The sequence below is a fragment of the Hahella sp. CCB-MM4 genome (assembly GCF_002260525.1).
Taxonomy (GTDB): domain Bacteria; phylum Pseudomonadota; class Gammaproteobacteria; order Pseudomonadales; family Oleiphilaceae; genus Hahella.
The window spans coordinates 141,829-157,626 of record NZ_MRYI01000005.1 but is presented as its reverse complement, the minus strand read 5'-3'; the positions used below and the strand labels follow the sequence as shown (position 1 = coordinate 157,626).

Here is a 15,798-nt window from a genome sequence, read left to right as displayed (position 1 = left end):
TGATCTATCTCGAATAAGAGCTTTAGGTGGCGGCATAACCTTTGTGCCGGATACTGTGGATAAATCTATTTCAGATAGTGCTCAACGATGGCTTGATACTCGCCATCGTCGATCAGTTGCTGTAGTTGCCTGTCAAATTCAGCGACGAATTCGGACATAGTGGTCTGTTTTGAAAAGGCGAAATATGCCGGCTTTTGGGAAACCACCAGCGAGGATGCCTTAATCTCCTTTGCCAGGCCAAGCTGTTTGATTTCCAGTATCCCGGTGACTTCATCCGCGATGACACCGTCAATCCGATTCAGGGCCAGCATCTTCCAGAGGACCTCCCGGTCGCTCTGTGGGACCATTATCTTGAAAAAGTCCGGGGTTGATTTGAGCCGATCAAACTCAGAACTGTAGGAAACATTGATTTGCACTCCCAGCCGAAATTTGGTGCCGGAAAGCTGTTCCAGTCGGGTCCAGGGCAGGGTGGCCGCATCCTTCGTCCTGACAAAGAGAATGTTGGGCGAGGATAAGCCCACTTGGGAATAGTTGGCATATACTTCTCTTTCAGCCGTTTTATATGCACCGCTGATGAGGTCTATCCGGCCTACTCTTAACTCCTGCAGCCCACGTGCCCAAGGCATTTTGATAAACCTTAGCTCGCATTCCATTTGTTGAAAGACCTTTTTGGCAGTTTCAACACTGATTCCCTGGACTTTACCGGGGTTATCCGGGCTGGAAAAACTATACGGTGGATCGTCATTCCAGCGCATAAGTTTGCTGCAGGCTCCAAAGGTAGCCGGTACCTGTAACATTAAAAATGCAGATATGATCAAAGCAGCATACATAGGGCAGCGTTGATTATGGGGAATCATGGAAGACCGCTTTATCTGTAGGTTCTGAGTAAATTATGGTCCAAAATTCAGTCATTATCCTGACCAGACAGTGCTGGATATTGAAATTTCGAACATAGACTGCGAATCAAATTAGTGGGCTCATTATGGTGATAGGACAATTTATCGGTGGAATCGGACTGTTCCTCCTGGGGATGACACTACTCACTGATGGATTGAAGCTGGCGGCAGGCCCAGCGCTGGAAATTATGCTCGGTCGTTGGACATCCACGAGATGGAGAGCCTTGGTCAGTGGGCTTTCCATAACGGCTCTGGTCCAGTCATCAAGCGCTGTCACGGTGGCAGCACTGGGATTCGTCAATGCAGGACTGTTGGTATTTGATCATGCCGTATGGGTGATATTCGGCAGTAATGTCGGCACCACGCTAACTGCCTGGCTGGTGGCGTTGCTGGGATTCAGTATCAAGATTGATGCTTATGCTCTGCCGTTGGTGGGAGTGGGCGCTTTTCTCCATTTGATGCTGAAGTCCAATCGCCACAGAGCGATCGGTACTGCGATTGCAGGATTTGGTTTACTGTTCCTGGGGATTGATATCATGAAATCTGCGTTTGAAGGTTTAGGCGCGGGAATCAGTGATGGCCTTACCGCTGATGGAAGTTTTTACTTGCTCTGGATGGTGGTGGTCGGGGCCATACTCACGGTACTGATGCAGTCCTCCAGTGCGGCCATTGCGGTGATCCTGACGGCGATAGCCGGACACTTACTTCCGTTGGAAGCAGGGGCAGCGGCGGTGATCGGTGCCAATATCGGAACCACTTCAACGGCCATTCTGGCTTCTTTCGGGGCGACCGCCAGTGCCAAACGATTATCGGTTGCCCACGTCCTGTTCAATCTCATCACCGGTTTGGTAGCTTTGCTGTTGCTACCCCTGTTTATGTGGGCAGTGACGGAATTATTGAAAGGTGAAAGTCAGGCGGAAAATCCTGCGGTATTTCTGGCGGCGTTCCACTCTCTGTTCAACCTACTTGGAGTTGCCCTGATGTGGCCGTTGGGAACGCCCATGATCCGCTGGCTCAAAACCCGCTTTCAGCGTGGCGGAAAAGTGTTGTCACTGAAGCATATCGATAAAAATGCTTCGGTGGTCCCCGATCTGGCCTTCCGTGCGGTGCGCATGGAGCTTGAACGCTTCCAGGGTTTGTTGTCAGCGCATATACGTGCCTCGTTATTGAATCCCGAGGACAAAGTGACTGAAGAAACCCGTAATGCCTTAAGGGAATTGCTTGATGAGATTAATCAATACATCAGCAATCTGCTTCAGCAGCCCTTGTCCGCATCGATGGCAAACCAGATTCCGGATGCTTTGCAGGTAGTTCAGTATGCCTATAACCTGCTGGAAACCATGGATTCATTGCGCAAGGAGCCGACGGTTCAGGCTGAGCTGATGACTCAGCTTAATGATTGGTTGGTCAATCATGCTTTCCCCTCCAATCTGGAACCCTTGGATATGTTGGGAACCAGTAAGGATGCCGATGACTCATATCAGAGGTTGAAACAACGGCTGTTGGATTCAGCCATGGAAGGGCGGTTGGGGCTGTCCAAGATGAACCAGCTCCTGCAGCGCTTGAGTCAATACAAGCGTTTACAAGAACAACAGATTAAAGCAGTTCGTCTATTGCTGGACATGGGAAGTTAACGCTTACTGACCGTTTCGAGTCGGCTCATTCCCGATAGTGAAGGGGGCGAGCAGGGAATCGCCTCAAAAGCTCTGGCAAGTTGTTCTGCTGCTGGAGAAAAGTAAACAATCAACTCGCAGTGGAGTCGACCCTCCGATTCATGACGATAATATACGGGAGCTTCCTCTTGCGATTGAGTCTGCTGAAGCATGTCGCAAGCTTTCGTTTGTATCTCTGAGAGGGCTACATCAGCGAGTAGTGCGTCTCCCAGGTTTTTCCTATACCAACCTGTCATCACCGGTTACCAGAATCAAGATACCCTCAGCTTAATGGGACGACTCGATAGCAGCAACGCCGTGCACCTTCGATAATGTGGTCGGTTCGTTCTACCGTTGCCACCCCCTCAAAGCAATGCTGAAAGTTCTCCAGCTCTGTTCGGCACAGGCCCTGACATTGTCGGGCTGCCACGCAAATCGGGCAATGGTTTTCGATAAGAAGGTAGTAATCGCTTACTTCTTTTGCTTTGGCCATATAGCCTTCGGCGGAGCGTAGCTCTGCCAGCTTTTCAAGACGCTGAAAGGCATCTTTGATTGGTGTCAGTATGGCCAGATAGCTTTGCAGTTGCTTGCGATTCCGCACTTCAATCAGCTTGTCTAATCCTTCTTCGCCAAAGACCTCCCGTGTGGAAGCAATCAGATCCACCGTGAGATTGGCATGGCTGTCAGGAAAACGAGCCTGAGCCTTTTCCGACAAATACCATTTTGCCAGCGGACGACCCCGGGGCTGCTTTTCTTCACGGCTGTAAAGCAGTCGTTCCTGTTCCAGACGGGCAATGTGCTGACGTGCGCCCATCGTGGTCATGCCCAGCCAGCTGCTGAGTTCTTTGGCACTGGCAGGGCCTCGGGATTTGATCAGGTAGAGAATTCTTTCTGCACTGTCTTCCTGAGAACTCAAAACATTTCTCCCATGGGTTTCAACAGAGCCCAGTATAACGTCATAGCTAAAATTTAAGAAAGCGATAGCTTTACTAATTGTGGTTTTCAGGAGTAAAGTTTTAATTAGTAAAGTAAATGCTTTACTAATTTGTGGTAAGCAATATCGGGATCAAACAAAGCAATAACAGTGAACAAAGAGGACACAATCATGTATCTGGAACATGCAAATATCACCGTAGAAAATGCTCAGAAAACCATGGAATTTCTGAAAACGGCTTTTCCTGATTTTGAGCTGCGGGGGGAAGGAAAGCTGTGGAATCAACCTGGTAAGTGGGTTCATTTTGGTAACGAGAGCTTTTATTTCGCTCTGCAGCAATGTGATGACCATTTGAGTGAAACCGGCACTCGCTATCTCAATGACGGGATTAATCATGTGGGGATGGTGGTGGAAGATCTGGATGGAATTCTCTGCCGGTTTAAAGAGAAAGGCTATTCAGGCTATGAAAGTGATGCTCACCCATATCGTCGACGGGCCTATTATTACGATCCAAATGGCATTGAATGGGAGTTTGTGCAGTATCTCAGTGAGAAATCTGAGGAACGCAATTACTACGAGCAGCAAGCGTGATGATTAATGGTTTGGAGGCCGAAATGGACCAGAGCCTGAACATTGCCATGATCCTCGGTAGTATCCGGGAACAACGATTTTGCGATACGGTGGCCGCCTGGGCGGCTGCCGAGGTGGAACGGTATTTTCAGGCAGCGCCTGAGGTGATCGATCCATTGCATCTGAATATCCCCGGACTCCCTGGCGGATCTGATCACTCGGCGCAGAGCTACAGAGATAAGTTGCAGCAGGCTGATGCATTTGTCGTCGTGGTTCCCGAATATAACCATAGCTATCCGGCGGCACTGAAGGTTGTGGTTGATTCTGCCAAGGCCGAATGGCGGGCGAAGCCTGTGGGCTTTGTCAGCTATGGTGGAATTTCCGGGGGGCTGCGTGCGGTGGAACATATGCGTCAGGTGTTTGTGGAGCTGCATGGAGTGAGCGTGCGGGATTCCGTGAGCTTCGCTTCGGCTTGGGAGCAGTTTGATGAGAACGGAAAGCTCAGAAAACCTGAACGTGCCGAAAGTGCCATGTCGCGAATGTTGGCTCAATTAAGTTGGTGGGGGCGGCATTTGAAGCAGGCCAGGCAAATGGAACCCTATGAGGTATAGGCTTACGAGGAACAAAGAGAGTATTGGTTCAGGGCTGCGCTTGTCGCAGTCCTTGCTACATGTCCAGTCATGATTTCCGGGGTGAACCTAAATGCCAGGCTCTTGCGTAAACCCATTAGTCAGTAAGCAGGAGTCAAGATGAATCACCCACCATCCGATAAATTCATTCGAAATCTACACGTCGTTTTTGGCGATCAACTATCAATGGAAACAGCAGCATTCAGTGAACTGGATAAAGAGCTGGATGCGATTCTCATGATGGAAGTGGACCATGAAGCTACTTATATTCCCCAGCATAAAATTCGTCTGGCATTGTTTTTCTCTGCCATGCGCCACTTTCGTGAGGCATTGAGGAAGAAAGGTTTCCGCGTCTTCTACACGGAGCTGGAAGATCAGGAAAATACCCACTCCTTTGCCGGTGAAATTGAGCGTTGCGTGTTCTGTTGTCATCCACAACAGGTCTTGGTGACCGAACCTGGGGACTATCGTGTTCTCAATACCCTCAAGCAATCTTTGAAAGCTCTATCGGTTCCTCTAAAAGTTGTTACAGACGACCATTTCATGTGTTCCATAGACGAGTTTAAGGCGTTCGCAAAGGATCAGGAATCGCTCCTGCTTGAGCGCTTCTATCGTACGATGAGACGGCGCTACGGAATTCTTATGCAGGGAGACGAACCTGAGGGTGGCCGGTGGAACTATGATAAGGATAATCGTGAATCATTCGGCAAAGAGGGCCCTGAGAATGTGCCTAAGATGCGGACGTTTAATCCTGATCAGATCACCTGTGATGTGATCCGGTTGGTTGAGCAGAGATATGCTGACAGCCCCGGTCACCTGGATTTTTTCGATTATCCGGTAACACGCCGGCAGGCACTTGAATCGCTGGAGGATTTTATTACCCATCGATTACCGGATTTTGGGCGTTATCAGGATGCCATGGTAACGGGTCATCCCTATCTGTATCACAGCCGTTTAACCTGTGTGTTGAACCTGCATTTGCTTGATCCCCGGGAAGTCATAGATGCTGCTGTGGCGTCCTACTATTCCGGTAAAGCCCCGTTAAATTCGGTTGAGGGTTTTGTTCGTCAGGTCCTGGGCTGGCGGGAATATGTGAGGGGAGTGTATTGGCTGAAAATGCCGGACTATGAGCACCAGAATGCCTTGAAGGCTCATCAGGATATGCCTGCGTTTATGTGGACTGCCGAGACCGATATGCGTTGTCTACAAGCCTGTCTCCAGCAATTGGTGGACCATGCCTATGCCCATCACATTCAGCGTTTAATGGTTTTAGGCTTGTTTTCCATGTTGTTGGGAGTGAATCCCTGGAAGGTGCATGAATGGCACATGTCTATGTATGCGGATGCAGTGGATTGGGTTTCGGTGCCGAATGTGCTGGGGATGAGTCAGTATGCCGATGGGGGCTTTCTTGCCACAAAACCCTACGCAGCGTCCGGTAACTATATTCAGAAGATGAGTAATTATTGTCGGCATTGCCGTTATAACCCCAAGCAGGCTACCGGTGAGAAGGCGTGCCCCATCACTACGCTTTACTGGGATTTTCTTGACCGCCATCGGGAAGTCATTCGCGAGAACCATCGTATGAAGTTCCAGTATTCTAACTTGCTGCGGAAATCCGAAGGTGAGATGTCAGCCATTCGCCGGCAGGCAGAATCGTTGCGAAAACGCTATACATGACCAGGCTGCGATTGATCTGCTACAGTAGCCAGCCAAATGATAAGGCGGTAGCTAGCGACAGTTTTCTATGTATATCGAATTAATGGATGTGGTCTGGCTCACTGTGATCGCCAGTATTGGTGGGATATGGTGGCATGGATTCAAGGTCAAGGAACGGGCGTTGGCCGCCGTAAGAAAACGTTGCGAGGAACTGGATCTGCAGTTCCTGGATCAGAATGTTGCCCTGCGATCTATCAAGTTAAAGCGTACTACGAGCGGCCAGGCTAGAGTGTATCGGGTCTATGGTTTCGAATTTTCCTCAACGGGAGAAGAGCGTTACCGTGGTTATGTGACACTCCTCGGTATGCAGGTTCAAGAGATCATAATTGAACCTCACAGGCTTCACTGACAGGCACCTCACTGCTTATCCTGCAATAAAACCTTCATACAGAAGCGATAGGGTCTCCTATTTGACTCACCACTTAACCCACCAATAAGAAGTGACAGAGGGGATTCCACATGAAGTTGCACGCATTAGCGATTGCATTGGGCCTGGTTGTGTCCACAGGTGCAAGCGCACAGCATTTTTTTCAGCCGATAGTTTCTCTAGAGTTATTGGGCCAGCATCAGACTGGTGTGTTTGATGAAGGTGCCGCTGAGATCGTTGCCTACGATTCCCGTAACCAGCGTATTTTCAAAGTAAACGCGGATGCTGCCGCCGTTGAAGTGCTGGATATTCACGATCCTTCCCACCCCTTGTTGATTGGTACTATTGATGCCTCAGCCCTCGGTGGAAGTGCGAATAGTGTGGCGGTACACAAAGGCCTGGTCGCTGTTGCCATTGAAGCCGAGAATACGCAGGAGCCAGGGGTTGTGGCATTTTATGATGCTATGACGCTGACGCTTCTGAACACCTTACCGGTTGGTGCGCTGCCTGATATGGTGACGTTTACGCCGAATGGCCGATACGCACTGGTGGCTAATGAAGGCGAGCCTAATGACGATTACACGGTTGATCCCGAGGGCTCTGTCAGTATTGTCGATCTGCGTCACGGGGTGAAATATGCCGAGGTACGCACCGCTGATTTCTCCCGTTATAACGGAATGAAAGAAGTTTTACAGGCCAAAGGTGTTCGCGTGTATGGGCCAGGTTCTACAGTGGCGCAGGACTTTGAGCCGGAATATATCGCCGTATCCCGTAACTCGCGCTATGCCTGGGTGAGTCTGCAGGAAGCCAATGCTATGGCCGTGGTGGATATCAAAAAAGCAAAAGTAATCGATATTCAGCCCCTGGGAACCAAAGACCATAGCCTTCCGGGTAACGAACTGGATGCAAGCAATAAGGATGACGGCATCAATATTACCAATTGGCCGGTAAAGGGCATGTATATGCCGGACTCCATTGCCAGTTACTCTTTCTTTGGCCAGACCTATATCGTGACGGCAAACGAAGGGGATAGCCGGGATTATGATGGCTACAGCGAAGAGGAACGGGTAAAGGACCTGGACCTTGATCCGACAGCTTTTCCCAATGCCGCGATGTTGCAGGAAAGCGAGAATCTGGGCCGCCTAAAAGTCACCACCGCCAATGGCGATACCGATGGCGATGGTGATTTTGACGAACTGTATAGCTATGGCGCCCGATCCTTTTCCATCCGTAGTGCTTATGGTCGCTTGGTGTACGACTCGGGATCAGATTTCGAAAGGATCACCGCCGAGAGAATTCCGGAAAACTTCAACAGCAATAATGACGAAAACGGCTCCTTTGACAGCCGTTCAGACGATAAGGGACCAGAACCGGAAGGTGTCACCCTGGGCAGGATATATGGGCAGACCTATGCGTTTATCGGTCTGGAGCGGGTTGGCGGTATTATGGTGTACGACATTACCAATCCGTACCGGGTCAGTTTTGTAGACTACTTTACTTCACGCAATTTTGAGGTGGATGCACAGCTACCCGATGATAGTGTTAACCCACTGGTGGGCGACCTTGGACCGGAAGGATTAACCTTTATCCCGGCACATCAAAGCCCTAACAGAAAGCCGCTCCTGGTTGTGGGTAACGAGGTAAGCGGAACCACCTCGATTATCCAAATCAATGTGGACTTTCCCTGGTTTCACCTTGGGCGTTAATCTTTCCGCATCTGATGTCTAAGCGGAAATAGAAAACGATGTAGAAAACAAGGGCAGCAAGGATGCTGCCTAGACGTCTTCACTGATCAGTTTAGTGATCGCGTGGATGCATGATCCACTTTGCTGCAATGCCTACGACAATGGCCCAGAATGCGGAACCCACTCCAAACAGGGTAATACCGGAAGCGGCAATCAGGAACGTGATCAATGACGCTTCGCGATCAGCCGGATCAGCCAATGCTGTGTGCAGGCTGTTGCCGATAGTAGCCAGCAAAGCCAGGCCTGCGATTGCGACCACCAGAGCCTTCGGGAAAGCCAGGAATAATGCTGACACCGTGGCTCCGAATATTCCCAGAAACAGATAGATCACCCCCCCGGATACGCTGGCCCAGTAACGTTTGGATGGATCTTTATCCACATCGGGGCCCATACAGATTGCCGCCGTGATAGCCGCCAGATTGAGAGCATAGCCACCAAATGGTGCGAGTATAAGACTCGCCAATCCTGTCCATGTAACGGTAGGCGAGATCGGCGGTTGGTATCCATGAGCCTTAAGCACGGCAACCCCAGGGATATTCTGTGAGGTCATGGTAACAATGAATAGGGGAACGCCGACACTTAGTAGGGTAGTCATATTGAATACTGGCCATGTGAATATTGGTGTCGCAAATTCGAGGCTCAGACGGCTGAAGTCTAATGAATGATCCCAGGCAGCCCAGACAATGCCGACCAGCAGTACCAGCACGACGGTATAACGTGAGCGAAAGCGTTTAAAGACTAGGTAAGTGAGGCCCATTATAGCGACCAACGAGAAGTCATCTCCAAAGGCGCGAAAGACATCCAGGCCGAACTGCAACAATATTCCTGCCAGCATCGCAGCCCCTATGCCCAGAGGAATATGTTTCATCATACGCTCGAAAAGTCCGGTGACTCCTGATATCAAAATGAGCAGTGAAGACAACACGAAAGCCCCGGTTGCTTCAGCCAGCGAGACTCCCATCAGGCTGGTGACCAGGAGTGCCGCTCCAGGAGTCGACCATGCGATGAACAACGGCATTTTATAGGCGACCGACAGACCAATGCTGGTGACGCCCATGCCAATCCCCAGCGCAAACATCCAGGAGCCGATTTCCTCCGGCGTAGCACCCACAGACTGTGCCGCCTGGAAGATAATCGCCGCTGAACTGGTGTAGCCGACCAGCACAGCAATAAATCCCGCGACCAGATGATTTATGGAAAATCCTTTCAGCATGGAGATCTCCGTGCAATCTGAGTATTATGAATGTGCGCTATAACGCACGTGTGAGAATATCACTTGTGCGCTATAGCGTACATATGAAATTTATTCAGGGGAGATACCTGTCAGTGGATTCGATCAATCAGCATATTGCCGAAGTCCTGAAGCGTGAGCGAAAACAGAAAGGCTGGAGTCTGGATAAGACGGCACAGGCAACGGGTGTCAGCAAGGCTATGCTGGGGCAGATCGAACGGGAGGAGTCCAGCCCGACAATTGCCACATTGTGGAAAATCGCCACCGGGATGCGCCTGTCATTTACGTCCCTGGTAACTGATACCGAAAGTAGCCGACCGCCAACCCTATTGCACAGGGCAGGGAACTCTAAGACCCCTATGCCGGAAGACGCTCTGGCTGTGGAAATTCTGTTTCCGTTTGATCCCGTATTGGGCTTTGAGTATATGGAGCTGACCCTTCCGGCTGGAATCAAGCACTTGTCTGATCCCCATGAGACCGGAGTGATTGAACATGTCACTGTCATAAAAGGGAAGCTGGAAATTCTTCACCGAGGGAAGTGGATCAAGCTGAAAAAGGGAGATGCGTTGCGGTTCGCTGCTGATGAATCTCATGGTTACCGGAATTCCAGTCAAAAGCCGGTAGTATTTCATAATGTGATTCATTATCCCGGCAGGTCCTGAAGCCTACTGGTATTCGGAATAAGATCGTCGGGGAGAAACAAAAAAACCACTCCCGAAAAGGGAGTGGAAGGATTGCGCGGGCAAGGTCCGCCGAGGCACGGTTTACTTACCCTATGGCCCGCGAGGAGGCCATTGCATGAAGCCAGGGCAGGCTTCGAAAGGTACAAATAAGATATGGAGCAACAACTATTGCCCCCCGGAGAAACTCCGGGGGATGCGGCACATCCTTGTACCAAGCCTCACTGTGTTCTTACTTTTCCCAAGACTTGATCAGGGCATCGTAAGAAACAGTTTCACCATTAGGTTTCTCGTTAGCCAGTTTGGCTTTTGGAGAACCAGCTTTGTTCAGCCATTCGTTTGGATCCACTTCTGGATTCAGCTTAGGACCACACTCGCCTTGAACGTTGGCACGTTCCAGACGCTGTAATACGCGATCCTGAGCCTGGGCCAGACCGTCCAGAGCTTCCTGTGGAGTTTTCTCACCGTTAGCGGCTTCTGCAATGAACTGCCACCACAGCTGAGCCAGCTTCGGATAGTCAGGTACGTTGGTACCGGTAGGAGTCCACTGAACGCGGGCAGGGCTGCGGTAGAATTCCACCAGACCGCCGAGTTTTGGAGCTACTTGAGTCATTTCTTCAGACAGGATGTCAGACTCACGAATCGGAGTCAGACCAACCAGAGTCTTCTTCAGAGAGACGGTTTTGGACACAGTGAACTGCGCATACAGCCAGGCTGCCAGACGACGCTCGTCAGGTGTGGATTTCATGAAGGTCCAGGAACCAGCATCCTGATAACCCAGTTTCATGCCTTCTTCCCAGTAAGGTCCTTTTGGAGAAGGTGCCATCCGCCATTTTGGCGTTCCGTCAGCATTTACAACAGGCAGACCTGGTTTGGTCATGTCCGCAGTAAAGGCGGTATACCAGAAGATTTGCTGAGCGATGCTACCCTGGGCTGGGACAGGACCAGCTTCAGAGAATGTCATACCCTGAGCTTCAGGGGGAGCATACTGACGCAGCCAGTCAACGTATTTGGTTGTTGCATATACGGCCGCAGGACCATTGGTCGCGCCACCACGAGTAACACTGGAACCAACAGGACGACAACCGTCTACACGAATACCCCACTCGTCAACGGGGACCCCGTTAGGAATACCCTTGTCACCTGCACCTGCCATGGAGAACCAGGCATCGGTGAAGCGCCAGCCGAGGGATGGGTCTTTTTTACCGTAATCCATGTGACCGTAAACACGCTGACCATCGATTTCTTTCACGTGAACGGTGAAGAATTGTGCGATGTCTTCGTATGCAGACCAGTTCTTGGGTACACCCAGCTCATAGCCGTAGATTTCCTTGAACTTCTTCTTAAGGTCTGGACGCTGGAACCAGTCATAGCGGAACCAGTAAAGGTTGGCAAACTGCTGGTCCGGGAGCTGGTAGAGTTTACCGTCAGGACCGGTGGTGAAGGAAAGACCGATGAAGTCTTCCAGGTCGAGAGTCGGCAGAGTGTAGTCTTTGCCGTCACCTGCGATCATGTCAGAGATGGGAACCACTTTACCGTAGCGGAAGTGAGTACCGATCAGGTCCGAGTCATTGATGTAACCGTCATAAATGTTACGGCCTGATTGCATCTGGGTTTGCAGCTTCTCTACCACATCCCCTTCCTGGATCAGGTCATGATTGATCTTGATACCAGTAATCTCGGTAAAGGCCTTGGCCAATACTTTGGATTCATATTCATGGGTGGTGATAGTTTCTGAAGCGACATTGATTTCCATGCCACGGAACTTTTCTGCAGCCTTGGTAAACCAGGCCATTTCCTTGAGCTGCTCTTCTTTGGAAAGAGTGGACTCTTTGAACTCCTGCGATACCCATTTTTCGGCTGCGTCGCTGTATTGATCGGCCCAGGAAACACTGCTGGTGCCAAGTGCTACTGCAACGGCGAATGCCATTAAGCTCTTACGCTTTTTATTGTTTTGCATAGTTAGCCTCTTGATTGTTTTCATTTATGTTCAGCTTCCTTACCAGTGAACATCCCTGCATTGAGTTAGCGACTAATCGAACCAGTTATTAATTCCGGTAACCGGAACCAACCCTCCCGGTAATTATTAGCCACGACTTACTACATATCGAATGTGATAAATTGGCGTTTCATCTGTAACAGTTGTATTTACCTCTCGCTTTTTTTATTTCGTTAGAGACGAGCCTTGTCTAACCCCAGCGCATCACAATAACCATCCAGATTACCGAGATGATGGTGGCGATCCAGAGTGTGGCATCCGTGATAGCCAAGTAGGCCAGGTGAATATAGGCGCTGCTAAGCAGGCCGATAAACAACCGGTCTCCGCGCGATGTTGTAATCGGCAGGAAACCTTTGCGTTCTACGCTGGGAGACTTCAACTCCCAGATAGTCATTGCTGTAAGAATAGCAATGATGGTGGAAAAGAATCCGGCGGTAGGTATTGTCCAGGCCATCCAGTTCATAGTGATACTCCTCTTAGGAATCCGCTGAAGTTGATTAAACCCGACCCAAGGCAAAGCCTTTGGCCACATGGTTTCTGACGAACCAGATCACCAGCATGCCGGGGATAATGGTCAGGACACCGGCTGCCGCCAGTACGCCCCAATCGATACCCGAGGCAGACACGGTTCGTGTCATGACAGCAGCAATGGGCTTGGCGTCGACAGACGTCAGCGTTCTGGCGAACAACAGTTCAACCCAGGAGAACATGAAGCAGAAGAATGCAGTCACCCCGATACCGGAACGGATCATCGGAATAAAAATCTTGATAAAGAATTTCGGGAAGCTGTAGCCGTCTATATAGGCGGTCTCGTCAATTTCCCGGGGCACGCCGCTCATAAAGCCTTCAAGAATCCATACGGCCAGAGGCACATTGAACAGACAGTGTGCCAGCGCCACTGCAATATGGGTGTCAAAAAGACCTACGGAGGAATATAGCTGGAAGAACGGCAACAGGAATACCGCTGGAGGTGCCATCCTGTTGGACAACAACCAGAAAAACATCTGTTTGTCGCCAATGAACTTATAGCGGCTGAATGCATAGGCCGCCGGTAAAGCCACCAGAAGACTGATAACCATGTTCAGGGTGACATAGGAGATGGAATTCACGTAGCCCAGATACCAGCTCGGATCGGTAAAGATCTTAACGTAGTTGGCAAAGGTAATATGATCCGGGAACAGGCTCAGGCCACCGAGAATTTCCTCATTGGTCTTGAACGACATGTTCAACAGCCAATAAATAGGAATGAGTACAAACGCTATATAGGCGATCAGACCAAATCTTGATTTGCTCATCTGGACCACTCCTTTTGCTTTGGAGCGCGAGGCGGACGATGAGGGTGTCATCGTCAGGGTCGCTGTTTCAGTTACTTGTTGTTGTGTCATTGCTATACCTATTGTCTAAATCATTACTTTCATCGGTCGTCACGGCTGATGTGCATGATGGTGGTATAGAACAGCCAGCATACGAGCAGTACGATCAGGAAGTAGATGATTGAGAAAGCCGCTGCAGGACCCAGGTCAAACTGGCCCACTGCCATCTTGGTCAGGGACTGACTCAGGAAGGTGGTGGAGTTACCCGGACCGCCACCGGTCAGTACGAACGGCTCGGTATAAATCATGAAGGAGTCCATGAACCGTAACAGTACCCCGATAATCAATACGTTGGTCAGCTTGGGCAGCTGGATGAAACGGAATACCGCCCAACGGGAAGCTCTGTCGATCCGGGCTGCCTGATAGTAAACCTCAGGAATGGCGCGCAGGCCGGAATAGCACAGCAGGGCTATCAGGGGAGTCCAGTGCCATACATCCATCAGCAAGACGGTCAGCCAGGCATCGACGGGATCACCCGCATAGTTATAATCCGCACCCATGCTATTGATGGCCCAGCCAAACAGGCCGATGTCCGCACGTCCGAAGATCTGCCAGATCGTTCCGACTACGTTCCAGGGGATCAACAACGGGATAGCGATGAGAATCAATGCCAGAGAGGCGCTTTTGCCTTTGGTCGGCATCAATAACGCCACACCAATGCCCAAAGGTACTTCAATGAGCAATACGGAAAATGAGTACATGAACTGGCGCAGAAGTGCTTCATGTAAGCGTGTATCGAATAACATCTGGCGGAACCATTCGGTGCCGACAAAGTAACGTGTATTTTGATCAAAAATGTCCTGCACGGAGTAGTTTACGACCGTCATCAGCGGAATAATGGCTGAGAAGGCAACTAGTAAGAAAACCGGCAGAACCAGGAACCAGGCTTTGTTGTTTTCGACTTTGTTCATCCCAAGTCCTCCATCAGAAATTCGTCGACATAGACTTTGAGCCATTGGTCAGGAAAGCTGACATAGGCTTTGCCATGGGGCACTTTCTGGTCTTCCTGGAGACGGGCTTTCATTTCGATGCCGTCCAGGTCAAAACTCAGGATTTTGTAGGTACCCAGGTCTTCAACGTATTTCACATCCACCACGAAGGCGTCATCGTTAGAGTCGTCCCAAACATGAACGAATTCAGGACGGATACCGATCTTGATGTTATCTGACTGCTTGGCTTTGACGCGTTCCAGAAGCTGCTTGCTTAGAGGAATTTCTGTGTTGGCAAAGCGAACCCCACTATCAGTCAGAGTCACTTCGGTCAGATTCATGCCGGGGCTGCCGATGAAAAAGCCGACGAATGTATGGTTGGGGCTTTCAAACAACTCACGCGGAGTACCGAACTGAACAATTTGTCCTTCGTACATCACCGCAATCTTGTCAGCGAAGGTGGAAGCCTCCAGCTGGTCGTGGGTGACGTATACCATGGTGATATTGAACTGTTCATGGATCTGCTTCAGTTTGCGACGCAGCTTCCACTTGAGGTGTGGGTCGATAACGGTCAATGGTTCGTCAAACAGGATAGCGGATACATCATCCCGCACCAGTCCGCGACCCATAGAGACTTTTTGCTTCTCATCAGCTGTCAGACCCTTGGCTTTCTTATCGAGAAGCTCGGTCAGTTCCAGGATGTTCGCAATTTCATGGACTTTGCTTTTGATCTTGTGCTCAGCAACCTTCACGTTCCGCAGAGGAAATGCCAGGTTGTCGTACACGGTCATGGTGTCGTAGATCACCGGGAACTGGAACACCTGCGCAATATTGCGATCCTGAGGCGTCAGGCTGTTAACCTTTTTACCATCAAACAGAATATCGCCATCCGAGGGTGCCAGTAGTCCGGAAATAATGTTCAGCAGAGTACTCTTGCCACAACCGGAAGGGCCAAGCAGGGCATAAGCGCCACCTTGTTCCCATACATGATCCATTTTGCGGATTGCATAATCTTCATCGGATCTTGGTTGGCTGGAGTAGGTGTGCGCCAGTTGAGATAAACGTATTTCTGCCATG

15 protein-coding genes are annotated in these 15,798 nt (G+C 50.2%); 7 read left to right on the top strand and 8 right to left on the bottom strand.

From position 1 onward, the window contains the following. Positions 1–65: 65 nt before the first annotated feature. Positions 66–797 carry an ABC transporter substrate-binding protein gene (locus BTA51_RS11835; RefSeq protein ID WP_168188142.1) on the bottom strand — a complete coding sequence of 244 codons (732 nt, stop codon included), beginning with the start codon at positions 795–797 and terminating at the stop codon, positions 66–68. A 185-nt stretch (positions 798–982) separates the two neighbouring features. Between BTA51_RS11835 and BTA51_RS11830 the strand changes: the two genes are divergently transcribed. After that, a complete protein-coding gene (locus BTA51_RS11830) occupies positions 983–2,530 on the top strand; it encodes a Na/Pi cotransporter family protein (protein WP_094707669.1) in 1,548 nt (515 codons plus the stop codon). A 301-nt stretch (positions 2,531–2,831) separates the two neighbouring features. Here the strand turns inward: BTA51_RS11830 and BTA51_RS11820 are convergent, their stop codons facing one another. Further along, entirely contained in the window at positions 2,832–3,464 is a 633-nt protein-coding gene (locus tag BTA51_RS11820) for a metalloregulator ArsR/SmtB family transcription factor (RefSeq protein WP_246841013.1), read from the bottom strand. Between the two features lie 189 nt (positions 3,465–3,653). Between BTA51_RS11820 and BTA51_RS11815 the strand changes: the two genes are divergently transcribed. The 5 genes from BTA51_RS11815 (at position 3,654) to BTA51_RS11795 (ending at position 8,470) form a co-directional block, all read left to right on the top strand. After that, on the top strand, positions 3,654–4,073 hold the full coding sequence (locus BTA51_RS11815) for a VOC family protein (RefSeq protein ID WP_094707667.1): 420 nt from the start codon (positions 3,654–3,656) through the stop codon (positions 4,071–4,073). 23 nt (positions 4,074–4,096) lie between these two features. Continuing rightward, positions 4,097–4,663, top strand: a complete 567-nt coding sequence (locus tag BTA51_RS11810; RefSeq protein WP_094707803.1) for an NADPH-dependent FMN reductase — start codon at positions 4,097–4,099, stop codon at positions 4,661–4,663. A 138-nt stretch (positions 4,664–4,801) separates the two neighbouring features. Then, positions 4,802–6,358, top strand: coding sequence for a cryptochrome/photolyase family protein (locus tag BTA51_RS11805; RefSeq protein WP_094707666.1), 1,557 nt, complete (start codon positions 4,802–4,804; stop codon positions 6,356–6,358). A gap of 67 nt (positions 6,359–6,425) precedes the next feature. Beyond that, complete coding sequence (locus BTA51_RS11800) at positions 6,426–6,746, top strand: DUF3301 domain-containing protein (RefSeq protein WP_094707665.1); 321 nt, start codon at positions 6,426–6,428, stop codon at positions 6,744–6,746. A gap of 110 nt (positions 6,747–6,856) precedes the next feature. Next, complete coding sequence (locus BTA51_RS11795) at positions 6,857–8,470, top strand: choice-of-anchor I family protein (RefSeq protein ID WP_094707664.1); 1,614 nt, start codon at positions 6,857–6,859, stop codon at positions 8,468–8,470. Positions 8,471–8,561: 91 nt separating this feature from the next. Here the strand turns inward: BTA51_RS11795 and BTA51_RS11790 are convergent, their stop codons facing one another. After that, complete coding sequence (locus BTA51_RS11790) at positions 8,562–9,722, bottom strand: benzoate/H(+) symporter BenE family transporter (protein ID WP_094707663.1); 1,161 nt, start codon at positions 9,720–9,722, stop codon at positions 8,562–8,564. Between the two features lie 113 nt (positions 9,723–9,835). Between BTA51_RS11790 and BTA51_RS11785 the strand changes: the two genes are divergently transcribed. Further along, complete coding sequence (locus BTA51_RS11785; RefSeq protein WP_094707802.1) at positions 9,836–10,402, top strand: helix-turn-helix domain-containing protein; 567 nt, start codon at positions 9,836–9,838, stop codon at positions 10,400–10,402. Positions 10,403–10,652: 250 nt separating this feature from the next. Here the strand turns inward: BTA51_RS11785 and BTA51_RS11780 are convergent, their stop codons facing one another. The 5 genes from BTA51_RS11780 to BTA51_RS11760 all read right to left on the bottom strand — a co-directional run bounded on the left by BTA51_RS11780 (position 10,653) and on the right by BTA51_RS11760 (position 15,797). Then, positions 10,653–12,380, bottom strand: a complete 1,728-nt coding sequence (locus tag BTA51_RS11780; RefSeq protein ID WP_094707662.1) for an ABC transporter substrate-binding protein — start codon at positions 12,378–12,380, stop codon at positions 10,653–10,655. Positions 12,381–12,609: 229 nt separating this feature from the next. Beyond that, positions 12,610–12,882, bottom strand: coding sequence for a DUF2160 domain-containing protein (locus BTA51_RS11775; RefSeq protein ID WP_094707661.1), 273 nt, complete (start codon positions 12,880–12,882; stop codon positions 12,610–12,612). Positions 12,883–12,916: 34 nt separating this feature from the next. Beyond that, complete coding sequence (locus BTA51_RS11770; protein WP_094707660.1) at positions 12,917–13,714, bottom strand: carbohydrate ABC transporter permease; 798 nt, start codon at positions 13,712–13,714, stop codon at positions 12,917–12,919. Positions 13,715–13,833: 119 nt separating this feature from the next. Next, entirely contained in the window at positions 13,834–14,703 is an 870-nt protein-coding gene (locus tag BTA51_RS11765) for a carbohydrate ABC transporter permease (RefSeq protein ID WP_094707659.1), read from the bottom strand. Further along, a complete protein-coding gene (locus BTA51_RS11760; RefSeq protein ID WP_094707658.1) occupies positions 14,700–15,797 on the bottom strand; it encodes an ABC transporter ATP-binding protein in 1,098 nt (365 codons plus the stop codon). The genes BTA51_RS11765 and BTA51_RS11760 overlap by 4 nt, the downstream gene beginning before the upstream one ends. Position 15,798: the final 1 nt, after the last annotated feature.